We start from the raw sequence: 19,102 nt of genomic DNA on the forward strand, positions 1-19,102 counted from the left end.
GGCTCGCACTCGCCGCATAACAGGATGAAACGGTGTCCACTCTTCGGGTGGAAGTCCCGTCGGGGTGCCGGGTGGTGGCACCGGTGCGGGCGAAGGTGCGGCTGCGCCCGCTCTCGTCGGTCACCGGCGTGAACCCGGCCGCCTCCAGCCGGGCCGCGTACCTGCCTCGGTGACGCCGGTTGACGACAATCCCGACGGGCAGGAGGGCCATCAGCACGGCCCAAACAATCAGCACGATGACAACAGCGGTGGAGTCCGCGCGGAGCTTGACGCCGAGGCTCACGGCCAACGCGCTGAATACGACACCCGCCATTGCTACCCGCTGCTTCTCGGTGTACTGGGTGGTGAGGTCGAACTTCATGCGGCTCATGAGGAGTTCGACCGCCTCGGGCACGATCGGCGGCAGCGCAACCCCGTCACCGGCGCGCGGATACTGCGCCCAGTTCCACGAGGCCCGCGCCCGGGCCTGCGGGCTGGGATCGGGCACGATCAGCATCACGAACCCGTTGCGCCCCCCGTCCTGCCCTACATCCGCATACTCGTACCCGAACTGCTGGGCAATGAAGGCGAGTCGGGCAAGCTCCTTCATGGATGCCCTAGGGCTGGTGACCTGAACGGGCTCCCCGCTCGCCATCTGCCGCAGCATCTTGCGCACAGCCCGCTTCCCCACCGGCGCCCCCTCACGCACAATCCAGACAGTGTTCCACATCGGCATGCTCATGCAGAACACGGATCGAATCGGATTGACACGGCCTTAACAGTCGCCGACCGTGCCGAAGTGGCTTCCTCGCACGCCCTTCACCTGCCGTGGACCGACAAGGACGCCCAGCGGTACGCGTCTGAGTGAAGCCGTAAAGAATCAAGGTACGGATTTCGATCTTCGGCTACGGTGCCGTGCTATAGCCGATCGTGATCTTCATCAAGCCCAACTGTCGCTTCGCTTCGGGGTCTTGATGCCGCACTTGAACGAGCGGCAGCAACGTCTGGCAGCGGCCACGGAAGCACGCTCGATCGGGCACGGCGGCATACGGGCCGCCGCTCGCGCCGCGGGTATGCTCGCGGTGCCCGTCGTCTTCACCGGCGGCGTCCGTAGCCGCTCCAGCTCCGAGACCCGCTTGCCCTCCGGCACCACGAGCAGTTCGGCCAGCGCCGGCGCGAGCGCGGGATCGGCCTGCCGGGTCGCCCGGGCGACCGCGTCGTACAGGCGCCGCTCGGCCGCCGTACGGGCCTCCGACACCTGCCGGGCCAGCACCGAGACGCCGGGCAGCAGCACCCGGTTCTTTCTCTACGACAGCGCGCAGGCGCCTTTGCTCACCAGGCTGCGTGGCCTCGCCGACCAGCAGCCCGCCTCGGGACGACTCGCCCTGCCCGACCAGCAACGGATCACCACCAAGTCACACGAGACGGTGGTCAGAGCCCTGAGGGACGCCAACCGCAAACTCGGCGAGGAGAACGAACGGCTCCGCAACGAGCTCGCCGTGGCCCTCGGCCAGCTCCGCGACCTCCGCCGAGGCATCGATGCATCCGTTGGCTGAGTGACTTTGAACCCCATCTGTTTGTACCGCGGAGATTGAGGCGGCGTCATACCGACTGTCGGTCGTTCGAGATATGCGGACGCCTCTGCGATGTGGTACCGCTTCCGATCATGCGGAACGGGAGAGTTGTCCGCGCACCCATGCAGGATCGGGGTTGGTGTGCGGCTGGCCCGCCACGATGACGGTTGGTACGGTCTCGTTGCCATCATTGGCTGCTCTCACCGCTGCTGCTCCAGCCGGGTCGCGCCAGATGTCGACCCAGTGCACCTGGCGGGCGCTGCGGCCCAGCCGGATGCGCAGCCGCATGCAGTACTTGCAGCCGGGTCGGCGGATGCGGCGAGGAAGGCGTCGGCGACCGGCCGCACCTCGTCGATCGTCGGACGGTGAACCACGACGTTCCTCCCTCTCGCGCTCAGGCCTCGGCCACGGTATCGGCCGCCCCCGACCAGCGATACGCACTCCGGTGCGGCGAACGCGCCGGCGGAGGGCGCCCCCGGCCCACGGGCTCCGTGGCCGTGTCGGGGAGACTGAACCCTCCCCCGGCAGCGCGCCCGCGTCTGGCCGATACTGCCCGCTGTCGGGGGACTCTCCCCGCAGCGCGCTGCATCCGAGTAGCGTCATAGGCAGCAACCAGGAGGAGGTCACCGTGACGGCGCAGCCCGAGCACCCCGACGCCAGCCAGTTCAACCCGCCCATGCGCACGCTCGCCGAGCTGCGTGAGGCCCTGTCGACGTGGGGCTTCCCCGGTGACCGGCAGGAGTTCGAGCAGGAACTCGACGCGATCGACCTGGACGACCTGACCCGGGTCCGTGAGATCACCCAGGCCTACCGGCACCGCATCCTGATGCGGTACGACCCCGCGGCCATGGCCACGCTCGCCCGGCCCACCAGCGACGTCGAGGCCGAACTGCGCCGCAGGCTCTCCGAGGCCGGGGCCGCCCGGTGACGCACGCCTTCTTCAGCGACCCCGCCGAGAAGATCCTCACCGAGCTCTCCCCGACCGAGCGGGCCGCCGTCGAGAGCGTGCGCCGCTCGCTCGAAGACGACCCCACGCAAGGCCGTGGCCTGCCGGGCGCCGACCCGCAGAGCGAGTCCCGCGTGGTCGAGTTGCTGCCCGAGCAGACCGGCGGGCGCGGGATCTCCGTCGTCTACCGCTACAGCCCGGAGCTGGACGCCGCCCTGGTCCTCTGGCTGATCGCTGGTCCGTAGCGGCGGAGCTCACCGCGGCGTCCGGCGTGATCACCTACGAGTCGCGGTAGGGACCGCCCTTTCGGGCGGCCCCCCGCACAGATCCCGGCGTGCGGGACTACCGCACCGGGCTCCTGCCTCAGGTTCTGGCGGCGAAGCGCGCCTCTGGGAAGGGGTGTCTCACACGGACCGGAGGGAGCCATCTTCTGGCCAAGGGGGTCATCCGCGCCCAGGTCAGCCGGGTCTTCTGGCTACGACGCCGCAGCGCCTTGAACCAGTGCCGGGTCACCTGGTCACAGAATGCCCTCACCGCATCGGTGTTCCCGGGCACGGCGTAGTAGACGAGGTGACCTTGCACCACGCTGCGCAGCCATACCCCTTGCTCCGGCACGGGCCGGTGCTGACGACGCTTCAGCTCGACCTTGATCTCGCGTAGCTTCGCCCGCATCCGCTTGGCGATCGTGATGCGCTTGACCCAGAACCGTCCCCGCCTGGACCGCGCGCAGATGTGCGTGAAGCCCAGGAAGTCGAACGTCTCCGGCTTACCCACACCCCGGCGGCGTCGCTTCCAATCCGCGTTACGGCCGAACTCGATCAACCGGGTCTTGTCCGGGTGCAGCTCCAACCCGAACTCCGCGAACCGACCACGAAGCCCGTCAAGGAACCGGCGCGCATCCTGTTCCTGCTCGAAGCCGACAATGAAGTCATCCGCCCACCGCACGATGATCACATCACCACGTCCGGGCTGCCGCCTCCACCACTCGACCCACAGATCCAAGACGTAGTGCAGGTAGACGTTCGCCAGCAGCGGGGACACACTCGCCCCCTGCGGCGACCCCTGATCGCACTCCGCCCAGGTCCCATCCTCCACGACCCCCGCGGTCAGCCACTTGCCGACCAACCGCAGGACCCGCTCGTCCCCGATCCGGTGCCGGAGGAACCTCCCCAACCACTCGTGATCAAGAGTAGTGAAGAAGTCGCGGATGTCCGCGTCCAGCACCCAGTTCACCCTCCTACTGGTCAACCCGACCGCCAACGCGTCCAACGCATCGTGTGGACCGCGCCCGGGTCTGAACCCGTACGAAAAGCCCCGAAAGTCCACCTCGTAGACCGCGTTCAACACCTCGACGACGGCCCGCTGGACGATCTTGTCCTCCAGCGAAGCGATCCCGAGCGGCCGCTGCCGCCCGTCCGCCTTCGGGATGTACACGCGCCTACTCGGCTTGGCCCGGTACCTGCCCTGCTGCACCCGAGCATGCAGATCCTCCAGGTTCGCCCTCAGATCCTGCCCGTACTCCTCCCACGTCACCCCGTCCACCCCCGGAGCGGCCTCACGGCGGATCGCCGCGTACGCCTTCCAAAGCCGAGCCAGGTCAACGTGGTGCAACAGCGCGGTGAACCGCACATCCTTATCCCGTACTGCCACTTCCCGCACACGGTCCAGCGCACTGGACGCCCCGATTCCGGCACTGCGTCCGGGGGGAGTTTTACCGGCCGTGTTCCCCTTGGCCGACCGCCTTCCCTCCACCGACTCCGCGGTCCCGGCCGCGACCGGTCCCTTGTTCGCCGACTTCACCGGTACTACGCAGTCGTCCGACTTCCCGCTCTCGTTCATCCCAGGCGTACCGCCCTCGGCGTTCCCTGGACGGCCCGCCCGGTGATCAACCCGGCGGGCGAGCAGCGGGACCTCCCGGTTCTCGTGCATGAAGGTTCCGTACATGCCCTGGTTCTCTGACCGCGCGGGGCCCGACGACAACTCGCGATAACGCTGCCGCCGGTGTTGCCTTCCACATCTTGGACCGTGTGGGCACCCCGAACACGCTGATTACGCGGCTCAATAGCCCGGCCTGCACGTGCCCCTACCGACGCTTCGCCACGCCCTCTCAGGTCGTCGACGCACGGCTCGGGGTCACCGCGGGTCGCTAGCCCTTCGGTGTAGAGCGCTTCCATCTCCTCCTCCATGCCGGTTCATCCCGGCGCTTTCCCAAGATCCACTTTCGCAACAGACCCTAGTCCGCCGAGATCAGTTACGGCGGCGTCGGATGCTGCGCAGCCACCGGCCCAGGGCCGAACGCCGGCCGTCCTCTCCTGGTCCCGGCGGCGGGAACGGTGGAAGCGGTGGCGTCGGGGGCAGCGGAGGCCGTGACGGGCGCGGAGGCTCCGCGGGCGGCCCGGATTCTTCTGTCGGGCCAGTGGGTGGTTCAGGGGCCGACTGCACCGGTTCCTGGCGCTCCTGCGGCGGGGGCAGCGGTAGGGCGGCGGGAGGCAGCGTTGCGGGAGATTCCGGCTCCTGCGAGGTGGCCGGCGGCACGTCCCGTGTCGACGATGGGGCCGGGCTGGCGGCACCGCGGACGGGTGCCGACTTCGGCTGGCGGGGGCGGACGAGGGGCTTGGGGAGGTCCACGGTGGTGCCGTCGGTGTCCCAACGGGCCACCTGCCAAGGCTGTTTCACCCACAACTGCAGTTCGATCCAGCCCTGGCTTTGCGCGCGTGACAGGTCGCTGGGGAAGAGCTTCCAGTAGCCGTAGGCGAGCACATGCCCCGACCGTGTGGTGGCCCCGATCCAGTCGGGGCGGTCGCAACGCACCGCGACCCGGAGCCGTACGGGCCTGTCCTCGATGTGGATGGGGTTGCGCGCCACATACATGACCACGTACGAGTCTCGGTCGCGGCCGACGGCATCCGCTGTACTGACGGGCCCCCACACCGCGTGCGGGATCATGTCGGCGGCTCCGTCGAGGAGCGCCTGAGCCAGCTGGTCGGCGTCGGCGCGGCCACGGCAGAACTCCGGCCACGGGATGTTCCGCTGCCCGTTCGGCGCGACCGCGGCAAACTCCTCGGCCACCTCGGGGTCCTGATCGAAGTCCTGGAGGATCTGCGCGATGCGGCGTGCCGAGGCGATCGCCGGCCATGCTTGCTTGCTGGTCACCCGTGGACCCGAACCGCCCGTTCGGCCGGGGCGGACCGTCCCGGCCGGCGGCCGTTTGGCGTGCCCGCCGGCCCCGAGGTGGTCCAGCGGCGGGCAGATCAGCCGCCACTGGCCCGCGCGCCGCACTACCGTGCCCGCCGAGTCACCGACGAGCTGCTTGCCGCGCTGGTCGAGGTCGTACGTGCAGGTCGGCGTGTGCGGGTCGAGCTTGAAGTAGTGAGAAGTCCGGCCGTCGGGATCGTCGGCGTTGCCGTGCCGGGTGCTCACCCTGGTGCCGCACCCGCCGCACTTCAGGGGAGTCACATAGCGCGGGTGCGGCAGACGGTCGATCTCGGATCGGTCGTACTCGTTGCCCAGCGCGTCCTTGACCCACGGGATGCGCACCCCTCGCTGCTTCTTCGCCACACACCTCTCCCCGTCAGCGGTTCACCCTTCGGTGCTCTCCCTCGATCTTCCCCCAACCCCCGTAGTAATCCGTCGACTTGGGCACCTGAACGTGAGGATGAGCCTCCTTGCCCCGCCTCGAGCCAGAGCGCACTGCCGACGGCCCGGCACTGAGAGCGCTTCGGTCGATCCCCACTTACGTGTGTCTCACCCCTTGACTCCGGTAACGGATGGGGCAGATCGTGACCGTTCGCGTCATGCTCCACGGGAAGAGGACGAGCCGGTCCGTGGTGGCGCCGCGGGGACGGTGGGTGGCCAGCCAGGCGATTTCGTCGACGCGCAGGGTGCCGCTGCTGTTGGTTTGGGGACTGCATGTCCTTCACCTTGCGATACCTCGTACGCCCCGACGGGTCCTTCAGCCGAATCGGCAACCTCAACGGCAGCCTCGACGACGTCAGTGACGAAGAACTGACCCGCATGCGCCCTGCCGATCGCGACGACGAGGAACAGCCACCCGGCCCTGCTCCCGCTGCGGAGGCGACCTCCTGCTGCACTGGCACGGCCCACTCGGGACCGGCGTGTGGATGGAGCTCTGCCCGGCCTGCGACGCGCACCGCCCCGCAGCCCGTGCCCTCATCCGCTGGCACCGCGACACCGACCGCAACCCCAAGACCCTAGATGTGCCGTGGCGATCAGAAGGGGTGGGGGTCGGCGGAAGCGGAGTCCTGTGCCTGCCCGGCATTCTCGCCGGAGGCCGGGCGCGTTGCGGGTGCCGGGCCGTTCTGCGGACTCGCACCGGAGCGGTAGGCCTTGGTGACGGTCGCGGTCGCGTATGTCAGGGAGGCCGCGACTTCTTCGGCGTCGATCTCGACGACGGTGCGGCGCTGGCCTTCCTTGTCGTCGAAGGTGCGCTGCTTGAGGCGGCCGGTGATGATGACCCGCGCGCCCTTGGCCAGGGACTGGGCGGCGTTCTCGGCGGCCTGGCGCCAGATCGAGCAGCGCAGGAACAGCGGTTCCCCGTCTACGAATTCGTTGCGCTCGCGGTCGAAGACGCGCGGGGTGGAGGCGATGGTGAAGGAGGCGACGGGTAGGCCGGAGGCGGTGTGCCGCAGTTCCGGGTCCGCGGTCAGGTTGCCCACCACCGTCACCAGCGTCTCGCCCGCCATGTCCGCCGCCCCTCTGCTGTGGTCTTTCACCCCACCGTACCGGCCTGGTGGGGGCGGGATCGGGCGAACCCGTACCGCAACCGACCGTCTCATACGAATCGGGGACTTCCACCCGCGCGATCGCGGAGGCCACCGGCCGCTCCTACGGCGGGGTCCACCAGCTCCTCGCCCATGCCGGTGTGCAATTCCTCCCGCGCGGCGGCACCGCGCGGGACGCTACCGCTTCGACAGACGCCAGCTGAGCGGCGCCGATAGCCTTCCGGGGTGAGCGAACGGGAGCAGGGCCAAGGCGAGACACCGGCCACGGTGGAGCAGAGCGCCGCGCCGATCGTGGCCGGGATGCCGACGCCCGGCGATGTGCAGCGCGTGCGGGCCAAGCAGCTGGAACAGGCCGCGGCGAAGAAGACGCTGAAGGCCCAGCGGCGCGCGGAGAACGAGCGGAACCGGCTGGCCAAACAAGCGCGCAAGGCCCGCCTCGCGCTGCCGCCGGAGGAACGGCTGGCGGCGCGGGCCGCGAGTATCGAGGCGAAGTGGGCCATGCCCTTCGCGGAGGTCTGTGCCGAGGAGGTCAAGGCCGCGCAGCGGGCCGCGATGACCCGCATCGAGGTGGTGGAGGTCGTCCGCGAGATCACCGTCGAGGTGCCGGCACCGCCGCTTGCGCCCGGCTCGTACACCGAGTGCGAGGTCTGCGTGGGCCGCGGGATGCGCGACCGCTACGGGCAGGTCCCGGCCGCCGCCGAGCGCCTGGTCCTCTCGGACGCCTCGGGCGTGAAGGCCGCGGCGATCGAGACCTGCCCCACGCACGTGCCCTATGTGCAGGCCACGGCCCGCCGCTGCGGCTTCGCGTGTGAGAGGGCGGCAGGCACGGCAGCCCCGCGGAACGGGTGAGGCCCGGTGGGACGAACCGGTCAGCCCTGTGACGAGAACCGCGCGAGCAGCCGCTCCCGCTGCCGAAAGCCCAGGCCCTGAATGCGTCGGCTGTCGGAGATCCCCAGCTCGGTGATGATCTTCTGCGCCCTCACCTTGCCGATGTCGGGCAGCGAGGCAAGGAGCGCATGGACGGTCATCTTGCGGATGGCCTCGGAGTCGCTGGCCAGCACCTCGCGCAGCGACAGCTTGCCGTGCTTGAGGGCCTCCTTGACCTCGGCTCGTTGCTTGCGTGCGGCGGCGGCCTTGTCGAGCGCGGCCCGACGCTGTTCGGGGCTGAGCGGGGGCAGAGCCATGAGGGGCGGTCCTCTCGTCGTACAAATGGAACAGCCCCATCATGACGCCGTCGGCGGGCCGGTGACCAGCAGGTTTGTGGCGTATCCGGTGCGGGCGGCGATCTCGGCGGGGTGAGCCCGGCTTTCACCGCGAGGGGCAGGGCCTTGTGCAGGGAGGCGCTCGCTGCCTGGGTGGCGTCGCGGGCGGCCCTCATGGGGCCCGTCCATCCCCGTCGGCGTCTGGTTACCCGCCTGCTGCTGAAGGCCCTGGAGCAGCACGCCGAGAACCTCGCCCTCACCGACGACCTGCCCCGCGCCGGCCTGGACGGCGAGAGGGACGATCCGTTTCCGGGCCCCTGAACACCCGGTCGGCCCCACCGCTCACGCTTGACGTTCTTTTCGGGCCTGGCCTGCAAGCCGAACGGCACCGCACCCGCTTTCTCGTGCGGGTGCGCTGCGTGTCAGTGGGAGGCAAAATCAGCACCCCTTCCGACAACTCCGGCTCCGACACGCCGGAGGACCTGCCGAACGAAGTCGAGGACTTCCCGGTCATGTGGGCCGCACCCGGCACCATCGCCCGCACCTTGTCCTGGCAACTGGATCCCGGCCGCGCCGACCAAAAGCGCCATCTCACCCGCCTGATCGTCACCGACCGCAGGCCTGTCATCGTCCGGCTGCCCTTCGACAAGAAGAATTTTGAGGCCATCGACGACGAAGTCCTCTGGGAACGCCCACGCACCGACATCAGCGTCGTCGAACTCAAGGATTTCAAGGACGGCAAAGACTTCAAAATCTCCTTCGTGGACGGCTCGTGGTGCAGATTCAGGTGCACTTGGCAGAAAAGACTGACACGGCCAAATCTGATCTTCAATCGAACGATGTGGATCACCGCCGGGTTGCGCTGACACCACGGGTCGGTGCCACGCAGCCTCAAAGATGCTAGGTATTCAGGACGGCACAGTCTGAGGGGGTAGGACGAGTGGCAGCACCACATGCTTCCGGAGAGATTGATCCAATACTCGTGTTGGCTGCAGAAGCGAGCGACGTGCGCGCGATGAAGATGCTCGGGAGCCACTACCTCGACGACTACCACCAGCGTGAGATCACCCGAAAATACTCGAAGAAGCCGCTCGGGGCCGACTTCGACGACCACCAACGGCGTCGGATCGAGCAGGCCGAGCACTGGTTCCTCAGCGCAGCAGAGGCCGGGGATCCGGAGGCGATGTGGGAGCTGTCCTGTCTATGCAGGGCTCGTTCGAAGAACGATCAGTACCACGGCGAAGCGAACAGCGGTACCAAGGGGTACTGGCGGTGGCGTGCGGCTGAGGCTGGTTGGCCAGCAGCGATGTGCGCCATGGGCACGTGCGCTGACAGCGTCGAGGAACGTGAGAGCTGGCTCCGGCGGGCTGCCGAGGTCCGCCATCCGCACGCTATGCAGTTCCTTGGCGAATTGCTTGCGGATCAGGGACGGTTGGTGGAGGCAGAGAGCTGGCTCCGGGCTGCCATGGCAACCATGCAGACAGGCGCGTATCAGCGACTCGCGGTCCTCTTACGCGAGCAAGGCCGGGCCAGTGAGCTTGCTGACCTACACGGGCCGGCGGCATCTGGCCCGGATCTGCCAACGCTCGCCCTTACTGCCGTGGTCACTACCGCTGTCGTGCCGTTCGTACAGTCTCTTGTCGCCAAGGTTGCTGAAGATGCCTATGGGCAGGCTCGAGTACTCATCCGCCGCATGCTTCGCAGGGACCGGAATTCACCACAGCCCTCCGTGCACATCGATCAGGCCACAACGGACTTCGTCGATGCCGACAGAACGGGCCTGGTCATTGCCGAGGATCCGGACACAGGCGTCACGCTCCTGATCTGGTCCAACGCTTCCGACGAGGCGTTGCGAGCCTTGTCCGCCCTTGAATTCAATGACTTGGTTTCTCGCAGACCGGATCAGGGACGGGTGCGCATCGTGTGGAACGCGGCAACTCGTACCTGGCACATCCGAGGCGACTAATTAGGCGGCTCCGGCTTGCTGCCAGAGGCGGAAGCCACGGGCCTGTTCCTCGAATTCACGAAACTCCCTGGCTCGCCTCATCCCATGTGCAGGAGCGATGCGTTCTCACGGGGTGAGACCGATTAGGTGGAATGAGCCTTTCCCAGTAAGCGATCATGACTGGGCGTGATCGTTCAGATGGTGCGGTCGTACTCAAGTTCGAGCAGGACAAGGGCTGCGGCGGCGATGCGGGTGATGCGGCTGGGATCGAGGCTGACCCGTCGCAGCGCCTTGAACGTGGTCTTGAGCAGGGAGTTCGCTCTCTCGCACACGCCGTGGACACCTCGTACGACCTTGTTGAACGTCTGCTGGGCTTCGGTGAGTTGGCCACCCGCGGGCTTCTTGACCGGGTGGCGGAAGCCGTCACTGGCGTTCTCGTAGCCGAGGTCGACCAGGGTCAGGATATTGAGCTGGGCGGCGAAGCGGTTGAGTGCCTCGGTGAGGCCGTGGTGGCGGGCGCAGGTGGTGTCGTGCTCGCGGCCGGGCCGCACCGGCGAGACCCAGATCGGCCAGCCGTCGGGGGTGGAGATCACCTGCACGTTGCCGCCGTGATGACGGTGCTTCCCGGACCACCACAGGTCTGCGCCGTTGGGGCCCGGCGCCGCGGGCGGCCAGGAACGCCCGATCGCTCGGCCCGAACCGCGGCCTGTCCCCGCCCAATTGCCGCTCCAGCACCGTGATCTGATGGCGCAGCGCCAGTATTTCCACATCCTTGTCCCGGTCACTCGTCGGTAGCAAACGCAGCATGGCAAACGCGTTCGTCACACCCAAATAGGCCAGTCGCAGCAGCACAACCGATCATGTTGCCGTACCTGTCGGTAACCACGCCGGAGCGCCCCTCGAGCGACCACCACCACGATCCCGCGCACCGTGCACACCGTCTGCCACCAGGGCGGATGAGAATTTCGGCCAAGGGCAGGGCTCCAGCTCGGCTCGCGGAGGAAGTCCTCGACCATTCTCAACTGGTCGAGGAAGAACGGTACTTCCGCGTGTCCTGACCGCCGGCGGTTCTGCCCGGCCGAGGGGTTCGACCGGGCAGAACGCCACAGCGTCGCCGGTATCTGCCGCGCTGTCACGTGCGCCGAGGGTCTACTTCGACTCGACACGTCCGATCGGTGCCGTGCTGCCTGCGAGCGCTGCGGTGGCCTGCGCCCAGGCCGGATCCTCGGGGTAGAGCTCACTGCGCAGATAAGCCCAGATGAGCGCTCGTACGGCAGCGACGCGGTCGGGGTTTTCGTCGGTGGTCTCGGCTGCGTCGAAGGTCGAAATACCGCCCAGCCCATGCTCCGCGTCGAAAATCTCCAGCCGGGTCTTCGGTGCGGGAGCTGCGGTGTAGGGATCGCTTCGCCAGTCCTGTCGGTCGGAGAAGTAGGGGTGCCAGTCCTTCTCTCCGACGACGATGAGGACCTTCGGCGTCATGCCGTCGAAATTGGTGCTGGTGAGCGCCACGTAGGGCTGAGCGGCCGGGCCGTTCAGATACTCGCCGCGGCCGGGCGCGGCAATCATGACACGGGCGCGGAAGCGTCCGTCGACGGCTCCCACCGTCGACCCGTCGCTGGTGTCGGTGATGGTCTGGCCCGAGATCAGGCCAACCGTGTGCCCGCCGGCCGAGTGACCGACAGCGGCGATCCGGCCGGCGTCCAGGCGCCCCGCCAGTCCCGGAACGGTGCGCTCGATATCGCCGAGGTGGTCCACGATCCGACGAAGATCTTCAGCTCGTGACTTCAGGTACAACGGTGCGTCGGGGTCATCGGCCTCTCGTAGGCCGAGGAACGTGGCGTCGAGGTGCGTGGGCTGGATCACGACGAACCCGTGCGCGGCCCAGAAGTTCACCATCGGACCGTATCCATAGAACGAGGAGACGAAGGTCGATGGGCCGTGCCCGTGCGAGAGAACAACCACCGGTAGATCACTGCCGACGGCCGGAGCCGACACGCGAACCGCCAGCGGAATCGGGCGCCCCGGAACGTCGATCAGGACGGGTTGGTAGGAAGTGACGGGCGTAGGGCTCGTTGTCGGGAACCCGGCAGCATACGTCGACGGGTCTTTCGCGGAATCGGTGCATTCCATGGAGTGCTCCTTCTTGGTTGTGACGCAACGTCCGGGTGAATGGCCTGTTCGCGGCGGCGCGGCACGAGCCGACCCGAGGAGGGGTCGGCGGCATACGGGGCGGGGACGCCCAGCCGTTCGGCTTGGACGCCATCGTCGGCCGCCACTGTGGGGCGGCCCCGGCCTTGCCGAGCGCCTCGGTGCTCGCCGGGCCGAGCCCGATGGGACCGCCGGTGACGCTGACCTCGCTTGCGGGTCAGGTCGATGTGGGCGAGGACCTCGTCGGCGGTGGTGAACGCAGTGCCGCACGAGTCGAGCGGCTGCTGATTTCCGAGGTGCTGGTCATGGCTCCAGTCTGCGTTCGTCTGGTTGAACTGAGAATGCTTGACAAGACGAATTTCCTTCGCGAGAGTTCGACGATGGCCATCGATCATTTGTCAGAGGTGCTCGACCTCATCGAGGTTCGCGGCCAGATATCCAGCGCTTTCGCGGTGCGCGGACAGTGGGTGACGCAGTCCGTCATCGCAAGTCCGCTGAAGCTCTCGGTGATGGTTCGTGGCCGGTGCCGGCTGTCGACCGACGGGCTCGACGTCCCGATCGAAATGGAGGCGGGTGACGTCGCGGTCCTGACCGGCCGCTCGTGGCTGCGTGCCGAGGGCGGCGCCGGTGACGGTCCGCTCGTAGAGTTCGCGCCGGAGGCGGGTGACTATGCCCTGCGCATCGGCGGCGCGGACTTCGCCGTCGACGACGTCGTCCTCGGCGGCCACGTCGAACTCAACCCGGCCGGTGCGGCGCTGTTGACGCAGGCGCTGCCGCCCGTGACGCGCATCCGCGCATCCGACACCGCCGCGCCGGCGCTACGCACGTGTGTCGACCGGCTGGTCCAGGAGGTGACGGGCGAGCGGATGGGTGCTTCCTTCGCGGTACGCCAGCACGCCCAGCTGCTGATCCTGGAGGTGCTCCGGGCGTACCTCGACCAGGCCGAGCTGTCGCCTGGATGGCTTCGAGCGCTGACCGACGACCGGCTGCGTCCCGCGCTGACTCTCATGCACGGCGAACCCGGGCGGTCCTGGGGGCTGGAGGAGCTGGCCCGTGCGGCAGCGATGTCGCGGACGTCGTTCGCCGTGCGCTTCCGGTCCGTGGCCGGTGTCCCCCCGCTGACCTACCTCAACTCATGGCGGATGCTGCTGGCCCGGCGGGCGCTGCGGGACGACGACATCCGGATCGGGGCACTTGCCGCACAGCTGGGCTACACCTCGGAAAGCGCCTTCAGCACCGCCTTCAAACGTGAGGTGGGCGAGGCGCCCCTGCGCTACCGGTATCGGCTCCGACAAGCGTCGTGACCATCCACACGCCGACGGCAACTCACACACACCGCGCCCTCAACCGTCATCTCCTGCCCGACCGCCTCGGCCACCGCCCGCACCGACGACGTTCGCACCAGCTGCGCTCCCGCCGGCAACGCCACACCCTCCAGCGCGCTCCTCTCCCCCACCGGCACGCCCCCAACCGCTGCCGACGCAGGGCGCGGCGGCCGGCGCGCAGCCACCTCCGCCACGTCGCCCTCACGCGGCCCGGCCAGGGCGAGGTCAGCCAGCGCCTGCCTCGTCTGCTGCTCCTCCCGCTCGCGCACCACCACCGCGCGATCCGGCAGGACCCTGCCGGCCTGGAGATCCCGGCGCACCACCCGGTGCAACGACGCCAGCGAGGGCACCCCGCCCCCGGCCTCCTTCAGATACCGGTAGAGCACTGACACATTCCCGCCCGCCTGCGCCAGCACCTCCCACGCCTGGTCAGACAGCTCCAGCCGGGCCCGCGACCTGCACTCCATGCGGCCCTCCATCCGCGCCGCCTAAAGCCACCGCCACACCGTCCGCACAGTCACCCCACCGACCTGCGCACCCGCACGCACATGGGCCGTGGTCAACGCCCCGGTCGCATCAAGCTCCAACAGCCGTGCCACCAGCACCGGCCTGGACACCCTCAGCCCCGCCGTGATCTCACCCCACGCGCCCTGCTCCCCCACCGAAAAGCCCTCCGCCGCAGACACCGACACCCACCACGGTGCAGCCGCGCAGCCCCCGGAAGGATCAGAAGTGCCGTTCCCATGACAGTGAAGCGCAGTGGGGTGTACCGCCCCATGACAGCCATACCCACAGCAAAAACCGCTCCACGGCAGTGACCCCGCCCGTCCTCAGCACCCGACCAGCAGAAACACCCCGACCTGACATACCGTCACTGACAACCACCCACCGACACCAAACCGGAACATCGCACCGAAATGCAACTTCGCATCGGGGCATCGACCGGACTCCACCGAAAAGGGGGAAATATGGCTCACTACCTTGCCCGGCGGGCCGGCATCGCGTTCGCGCTGGCCACAGCCGCCTTGGGCGGCGTTCTTGTCACCGCCCCACAGGCCAGCGCCAATGACGATTGCTATTACGGGTGCAGCCAGACCTACAACCAGTCGCCGTACCGCGTATACGCGGCGAAGAGGTGGTGCAACTCGAAAAACGGTCCGTGCACGGACTATAACTCCTACATGTGGCTCGATCCGGGCAGCGTCGGCAAGCCCACGCACACGCCACTGAATCAGGACTGGGACACCTTCCGGGTGGACGCCGGATGGTGCTAAAAGGTCACGATCACGCACGCGTACGGCCTGTGGTCCTCCACCGCAACCTACGACCGCCGCGGCAGGGGTGCCCAGTCGATCCCGATCCACAACGACGAGACCGGCATCGTACGCTCGCAGTCCACGACCGGCTGCTGACGCGCCATCAACTCAGGGTGACCGCCGCGGTCCCGTGCGGAACACGATCATCCTCACAGTCGCAGGCGACGATGCAGACGTCTTCGACTCCGCGGTTGCGCAGTTCGGACAGCACGCTTATCCAGGTCGTGGCGCCTTCGCCCTCGTCGCCGACCCACAGGCCAAGGACGTCTTTGCAGCCGTCCATGTCGACGCCCACAGCGAGGTAGACCGGCCTGGAGGCGCCGATCCGGACCGGATTTTGATCCACAGTGCGTCGATGTAGATGATCGGCCAGACGGCGTCCAGCGGGCGGTTCTGCCAGACGGCGAGCTCGTCGGCGACCGCGTCGGTCACCTTGATGATCAGGTCCGGCGAGACCTCGACGCCGTACATGCCGGCCAGGTGGGAGCGGATGTCCCGCACCGACATGCCCCGCGCATACAACGACAGGATCTGCTCGTTGAACCCCGCCAGCCGCCTGGCGTGCTTGGGAACGAGCTTCGGCTCAAACGAGCCGTTGCGGTCCCGGGGAACCGCCACGGTGACCGCGCCCGCATCGGTCAGCACCGTCTTCGGCGAGGTCCCGTTGCGACTGTTGCCCGAGCCGCGGCCGGCCGGATGGTGCTTCTCATAGCCGAGGTGTTCGGTCATCTCGGCGTCCAGGGCTCGCTCGAGCACGGCCTGGGTGACCTCGGTCAGTAGCCCGGCCTCGCCCAGCAGGGCGGCTCCAGATGCGTCGGCGCGGTCCATCAGCCGCTCGACGACCTCGTCCACCAGCCTGTCCTCGGCCGACTCGACAGCCGGGGCCTTCTCGTTGTCCGTCATGCTGTGTCCGTCCCGGCTGACCAGGGCCCGAGCCTGGGCTCCGGCCAGCCTGTCACATCACGGACTTACACGATCTTTCAGACACGCTCCGCAGACTCGGAATGCCTGGTAGGGGCGCTGGGTGAAGGCGGTCGGGTGCATCAAGAAGCGCTTGTCGCAGAGGACGCCGCGAGGTGTCAGACCGGGGTGATCACATACTCCCCGCCTGCCTCGGTCTCGAACACGGCGACGGTGCTTTCGGGACGCTTCACTTCTGTCTTGGCACCGCCCGTGGAGTGCACGATGACCGGTGCGGCGGTGCGCAGTCGGACGCTGCCGCTCTGGCTCGCCGCAAGGTGAGCGTGGGTCAGCGCGCCGTCGCTCCAGGAGAGGCCGACGGTGAGGCCGCCGCGGGCGAGGAGGCCGGTGACCCGGCCCTCGGGGAGCTGCGGCGGCAGGGCGGGCAGCAGGTGGACTTCGCCGGTGTGGGACTGGAGCAGCCATTCGGTCACGCCCGCGGTGGCGCCGAAGTTGCCGTCGATCTGGAACGGCGGGTGCAGGTCGAAGAGGTTCGGGGCGGTGTGGTCAGGGGTGAGCAGGTCGGTGAGGAGCTTGTGGGAGCGGGCGCCGTCTTCTGCGCGCGCCCAGAAATTGATCTTCCAGGCGAGGGACCAGCCGGTGCCGTCGTCCCCACGCATCTCCAGAGTCTTCAGAGCGGCCTGGAAGAGCTCCGGGGTGTCGCGCTTGGTGATCTGGTTGCTCGGGTGCAGGCCGTACAGGTGGGAGATGTGGCGGTGCTGCTGCTCGGGCGCGCCCGCGTCCCAGTCCTGCTGCCACTCCTGCAGCTGCCCAACGGCGCCGATTTTCATGGGCGGCAGTTGGGCGCGGGCCTGACGCACCCGGTCGGCGTACGGGCTGGTGGTGCCGAGCGCGTCGCAGGCGGCGAGGTAGCCGTCGAAGAGGTCGCGCAGAATCTGGTTGTCCATCGTCGGGCCCGCACATGCGGACGCGTCGGGGTGGTGGGCGTTCTCGGGCGAGACGGACGGACAGGTCACCAGGTAGCCGGTGGTGGGGTCGGGGACCAGCGCATCGAGGAAGAAGCGGACCGCTCCTTCGACGACGGGCAGCCGTCGTCGAAGCGCTGCGCTGTCACCGGTGAAGCGGTAGTGCTCCCATACGGAGGTGGCCAGCCAGGCGCCGCCGGTGGGCCACATGCCCCAAAAGGCTCCGTCCACGGGCGCGGTGCCGCGCCAGACGTCGGTGTTGTGATGGGCGACCCAGCCGTCGGCTCCGTACTGCACCCTGGCGGTCTTCTGTCCGGCCTGGGCAAGGTCGTCGAGCAGGGCGAAGATCGGCTCCCAGCACTCCAGGAGGTTGGTGGTGGGCGCGGGCCAGTAGTTCATCTCCGTGTTGATGTTGATGGTGAACTTGGAACTCCAGGGAGGGGAAAGCTGGTCGTTCCAGATGCCCTGCAGGTTGGCGGGTTGGGTGCCGGGGCGGGAGGAGGCGATGAGCAGGTAGCGGCCGAACTGGTAGTGGAGGGTCACCAGCTGAGGGTCGTCCCCCTGGCCGAAGGCGGCCACCCGCTCATCGGTCGGCGCGCCGGCCGCATCAGTGGTGCCGAGGTCGAGCGTGACCCGGCGGAAGAGCGCGCGGTGGTCGCGCACGTGCCGGGACCGCAACTGCCCGTACGGAGTGTCGGCGGCGGCGTTCAGGGGGCGCTCGGCGCGGGCGCGGTGGTCTCCGGAAGCGTCCCGGTAGTCGTTGTAGCTGGTGCCGACGGACACCAGCAGGGTCACCGCGTCGGCCCCGTCCACGGAGAGCGTGCCGTTCTCGCTGCGCACGATGCCCCCTTCGGCACGGGCACGGGCGAGGGCGCGGAAGCGAACCCGGCCGGTGACCCCCTCACGCGTCTCCCCGGTCCCCTCCAGAGCAGCGGTGATGCGGTCCGGGGAGGACGTCTGAGCCTGCTGGGGACTGTCGAAGGCGGCGGTGAACGACAGGGCACCGGGGGCGTCCGCGGTCAGCCGGACCACCATCACCTGGTCGGCATGACTGACGAACGTCTCGCGACGGTATGCCACTCCGTTGCGGACGTACGTCGTGGTCGCCACGGCTGTGTCCAGGTCCAGCTCGCGTCGGTAGGAGCTGACTTCACCCGTGTCCGGGAACGTCAGGCGCAGGTTGCCAACCGTCTGATACATCAACTCCCCGACTGGGATGCCCAGGAAGGTGGAGTTAATCAGGTCCTGGGCGGAGGTCCACTCTCCGGCGAAGACCCGGCGGCGGATCTCGGGAAGGTTTGCCAGACCCTGAGGGTTGGCGGGTTCGTAGGGGCCTCCCGCCCACAGTGTGTCTTCATTGAGCTGGAGCTGCTCGGTGTCCACTCCCCCGAACACCATGGCACCAAGGCGGCCGTTGCCGAGCGGCAACGCCTCCAGCCACTGGCCGGCGGGCTTGTCGTACCAGAGGGCGAGGCGGGAGGCCCCCGGGGTGGCGGCATCCTCCGCTTCTGAGGCAGTCTGCGGTGCCGCGGCCGCCACAGCGGGCGGGAGGCCGACGGCGAGTGCGGCAGACGTGGCTGCGGAGGCAACGAGAAAGTCTCTTCTTTCCATGGGAATGCCTGCCTTTCGGGCGGGTTGGGCTGGTCATCCGGGTGTGGTGCAACTCAGGAGCTGTGAGCGTGGCTTCATGCGGCCCGTGTTGCCGTGCTGTCCTTCCGGTGGGAGTTCGTCTCGCCGGTACGGAGGTCGGCGTCCCGGCCGTGGTCACCGCCACCTGATACGGCGTGGTCAGTGGCGCGGGCGGCAACGGAGGGAGAGCGGATCCCGGGGAGGGCTGCGGTGGCTATTCCTGTGCCTTGCCCCCGGAAGGCCGTGCGAGGCGAGCGTACGCCCGCCCCGCACGGCCGGATGGTCGACGACAGGTCACGCTTGGTGCTCTAGGGCGCGTATCGAGTCGTGATCAATCTGTCGGATCCGCCCTCAGGGCTGGGTCTGGACTGGTAGATCGTCTTGCATGACACGCGCGCAACTGACGGATG

At 68.3% G+C, this 19,102-nt stretch carries 18 protein-coding genes and 5 pseudogenes; 11 read left to right on the top strand and 12 right to left on the bottom strand.

What is annotated here, in order from left to right; translation table 11 throughout:
- Together IEZ19_RS45885 and IEZ19_RS45890 are read right to left on the bottom strand one after the other, a co-directional pair.
- Positions 1–721 (bottom strand): annotated as a pseudogene (locus tag IEZ19_RS45885) (hypothetical protein); the annotation flags it as partial.
- Positions 722–1,024: 303 nt separating this feature from the next.
- A pseudogene (locus tag IEZ19_RS45890) lies at positions 1,025–1,285 on the bottom strand (hypothetical protein); the annotation flags it as partial.
- Between the two features lie 22 nt (positions 1,286–1,307).
- Here IEZ19_RS45890 and IEZ19_RS45895 point away from each other — a divergent pair.
- A complete protein-coding gene (locus IEZ19_RS45895) occupies positions 1,308–1,535 on the top strand; it encodes a hypothetical protein (protein WP_229841606.1) in 228 nt (75 codons plus the stop codon).
- Between the two features lie 108 nt (positions 1,536–1,643).
- Here the strand turns inward: IEZ19_RS45895 and IEZ19_RS53980 are convergent, their stop codons facing one another.
- Positions 1,644–2,180, bottom strand: a complete 537-nt coding sequence (locus IEZ19_RS53980; RefSeq protein ID WP_373297160.1) for a glutaredoxin domain-containing protein — start codon at positions 2,178–2,180, stop codon at positions 1,644–1,646.
- A 1-nt stretch (position 2,181) separates the two neighbouring features.
- On the opposite strand from IEZ19_RS53980, the gene IEZ19_RS45905 reads away from it, so the two are divergent.
- Together IEZ19_RS45905 and IEZ19_RS45910 are read left to right on the top strand one after the other, a co-directional pair.
- The gene (locus IEZ19_RS45905) at positions 2,182–2,481 is read left to right on the top strand and encodes a hypothetical protein (RefSeq protein WP_189317331.1); all 300 of its coding nucleotides are present in this window, start codon (positions 2,182–2,184) and stop codon (positions 2,479–2,481) included.
- Entirely contained in the window at positions 2,478–2,744 is a 267-nt protein-coding gene (locus tag IEZ19_RS45910; RefSeq protein WP_189317332.1) for a hypothetical protein, read from the top strand. Before IEZ19_RS45905 ends, IEZ19_RS45910 begins: the two co-directional genes overlap by 4 nt.
- Positions 2,745–2,862: 118 nt before the next feature.
- Here the strand turns inward: IEZ19_RS45910 and ltrA are convergent, their stop codons facing one another.
- Positions 2,863–4,443 (bottom strand): group II intron reverse transcriptase/maturase, encoded by a 1,581-nt coding sequence (gene ltrA / locus IEZ19_RS45915; protein WP_373297161.1) that lies wholly within the window; start codon positions 4,441–4,443, stop codon positions 2,863–2,865.
- Between the two features lie 303 nt (positions 4,444–4,746).
- Positions 4,747–6,057, bottom strand: a complete 1,311-nt coding sequence (locus IEZ19_RS45920) for a hypothetical protein (RefSeq protein ID WP_189317333.1) — start codon at positions 6,055–6,057, stop codon at positions 4,747–4,749.
- 500 nt (positions 6,058–6,557) lie between these two features.
- On the opposite strand from IEZ19_RS45920, the pseudogene IEZ19_RS53985 reads away from it, so the two are divergent.
- Positions 6,558–6,695, top strand: a pseudogene (locus tag IEZ19_RS53985) (DUF6300 family protein); the annotation flags it as partial.
- Between the two features lie 33 nt (positions 6,696–6,728).
- Here IEZ19_RS53985 and IEZ19_RS45925 read toward each other — a convergent pair.
- Positions 6,729–7,202, bottom strand: coding sequence for a single-stranded DNA-binding protein (locus tag IEZ19_RS45925; protein ID WP_189317334.1), 474 nt, complete (start codon positions 7,200–7,202; stop codon positions 6,729–6,731).
- A gap of 47 nt (positions 7,203–7,249) precedes the next feature.
- Between IEZ19_RS45925 and IEZ19_RS52055 the strand changes: the two genes are divergently transcribed.
- Positions 7,250–7,444 (top strand): helix-turn-helix domain-containing protein, encoded by a 195-nt coding sequence (locus IEZ19_RS52055; protein WP_229841603.1) that lies wholly within the window; start codon positions 7,250–7,252, stop codon positions 7,442–7,444.
- A gap of 22 nt (positions 7,445–7,466) precedes the next feature.
- Positions 7,467–8,090: a hypothetical protein gene (locus IEZ19_RS45930; RefSeq protein ID WP_189317335.1), complete on the top strand. Its 624-nt coding sequence runs from the start codon at positions 7,467–7,469 to the stop codon at positions 8,088–8,090.
- Positions 8,091–8,110: 20 nt separating this feature from the next.
- On the opposite strand, the gene mihF is transcribed toward IEZ19_RS45930, so the two are convergent.
- The gene (gene mihF / locus IEZ19_RS45935; RefSeq protein ID WP_189317336.1) at positions 8,111–8,425 is read right to left on the bottom strand and encodes an integration host factor, actinobacterial type; all 315 of its coding nucleotides are present in this window, start codon (positions 8,423–8,425) and stop codon (positions 8,111–8,113) included.
- Between the two features lie 144 nt (positions 8,426–8,569).
- Here mihF and IEZ19_RS45940 point away from each other — a divergent pair, with 144 nt between their 5' ends.
- From IEZ19_RS45940 to IEZ19_RS45950, 3 genes are all read left to right on the top strand, one after another.
- A complete protein-coding gene (locus IEZ19_RS45940; RefSeq protein ID WP_189317337.1) occupies positions 8,570–8,764 on the top strand; it encodes a hypothetical protein in 195 nt (64 codons plus the stop codon).
- Positions 8,765–8,868: 104 nt separating this feature from the next.
- A complete protein-coding gene (locus tag IEZ19_RS45945; RefSeq protein ID WP_189317338.1) occupies positions 8,869–9,309 on the top strand; it encodes a hypothetical protein in 441 nt (146 codons plus the stop codon).
- A 119-nt stretch (positions 9,310–9,428) separates the two neighbouring features.
- The gene (locus tag IEZ19_RS45950; protein WP_189317339.1) at positions 9,429–10,409 is read left to right on the top strand and encodes a tetratricopeptide repeat protein; all 981 of its coding nucleotides are present in this window, start codon (positions 9,429–9,431) and stop codon (positions 10,407–10,409) included.
- A gap of 173 nt (positions 10,410–10,582) precedes the next feature.
- Here IEZ19_RS45950 and IEZ19_RS45955 read toward each other — a convergent pair.
- Both IEZ19_RS45955 and IEZ19_RS45960 read right to left on the bottom strand, forming a co-directional pair.
- Positions 10,583–11,053, bottom strand: a pseudogene (locus IEZ19_RS45955) (HARBI1 family protein); the annotation flags it as partial.
- Between the two features lie 484 nt (positions 11,054–11,537).
- Positions 11,538–12,518 (bottom strand): alpha/beta hydrolase family protein, encoded by a 981-nt coding sequence (locus IEZ19_RS45960; protein ID WP_189317340.1) that lies wholly within the window; start codon positions 12,516–12,518, stop codon positions 11,538–11,540.
- A gap of 122 nt (positions 12,519–12,640) precedes the next feature.
- On the opposite strand from IEZ19_RS45960, the gene IEZ19_RS45965 reads away from it, so the two are divergent.
- Positions 12,641–13,840, top strand: coding sequence for an AraC family transcriptional regulator (locus IEZ19_RS45965; RefSeq protein WP_229841604.1), 1,200 nt, complete (start codon positions 12,641–12,643; stop codon positions 13,838–13,840).
- Here IEZ19_RS45965 and IEZ19_RS45970 read toward each other — a convergent pair.
- Complete coding sequence (locus tag IEZ19_RS45970; protein WP_229841605.1) at positions 13,810–14,328, bottom strand: hypothetical protein; 519 nt, start codon at positions 14,326–14,328, stop codon at positions 13,810–13,812. The two genes, IEZ19_RS45965 and IEZ19_RS45970, sit on opposite strands and share 31 nt — an antisense overlap.
- A 501-nt stretch (positions 14,329–14,829) precedes the next feature.
- Between IEZ19_RS45970 and IEZ19_RS45975 the strand changes: the two genes are divergently transcribed.
- Positions 14,830–15,135: a hypothetical protein gene (locus IEZ19_RS45975; RefSeq protein ID WP_189317341.1), complete on the top strand. Its 306-nt coding sequence runs from the start codon at positions 14,830–14,832 to the stop codon at positions 15,133–15,135.
- Between the two features lie 196 nt (positions 15,136–15,331).
- Here the strand turns inward: IEZ19_RS45975 and IEZ19_RS45980 are convergent.
- A pseudogene (locus tag IEZ19_RS45980) lies at positions 15,332–16,080 on the bottom strand (IS256 family transposase); the annotation flags it as partial.
- A 176-nt stretch (positions 16,081–16,256) separates the two neighbouring features.
- Entirely contained in the window at positions 16,257–18,674 is a 2,418-nt protein-coding gene (locus IEZ19_RS45985) for a glycoside hydrolase family 95 protein (protein WP_189317342.1), read from the bottom strand.
- Between the last annotated feature and the right edge of the window lie 428 nt (positions 18,675–19,102).

Origin of the sequence: Streptomyces brasiliensis (assembly GCF_014647875.1) — a bacterium.
GTDB classification, from domain to species: domain Bacteria; phylum Actinomycetota; class Actinomycetes; order Streptomycetales; family Streptomycetaceae; genus Streptomyces; species Streptomyces brasiliensis.

Coding starts and splice junctions, on each gene's coding strand:
- ltrA (WP_373297161.1), bottom strand. CDS start 4,443: ATGTACGGAACCTTCATGCACGAGAACCGGGAGGTCCCGCTGCTCGCC.
- IEZ19_RS45925 (WP_189317334.1), bottom strand. CDS start 7,202: ATGGCGGGCGAGACGCTGGTGACGGTGGTGGGCAACCTGACCGCGGAC.
- mihF (WP_189317336.1), bottom strand. CDS start 8,425: ATGGCTCTGCCCCCGCTCAGCCCCGAACAGCGTCGGGCCGCGCTCGAC.
- IEZ19_RS45960 (WP_189317340.1), bottom strand. CDS start 12,518: ATGGAATGCACCGATTCCGCGAAAGACCCGTCGACGTATGCTGCCGGG.
- IEZ19_RS45970 (WP_229841605.1), bottom strand. CDS start 14,328: ATGGAGTGCAGGTCGCGGGCCCGGCTGGAGCTGTCTGACCAGGCGTGG.
- IEZ19_RS45975 (WP_189317341.1), top strand. CDS start 14,830: ATGGCTCACTACCTTGCCCGGCGGGCCGGCATCGCGTTCGCGCTGGCC.
- IEZ19_RS45985 (WP_189317342.1), bottom strand. CDS start 18,674: ATGGAAAGAAGAGACTTTCTCGTTGCCTCCGCAGCCACGTCTGCCGCA.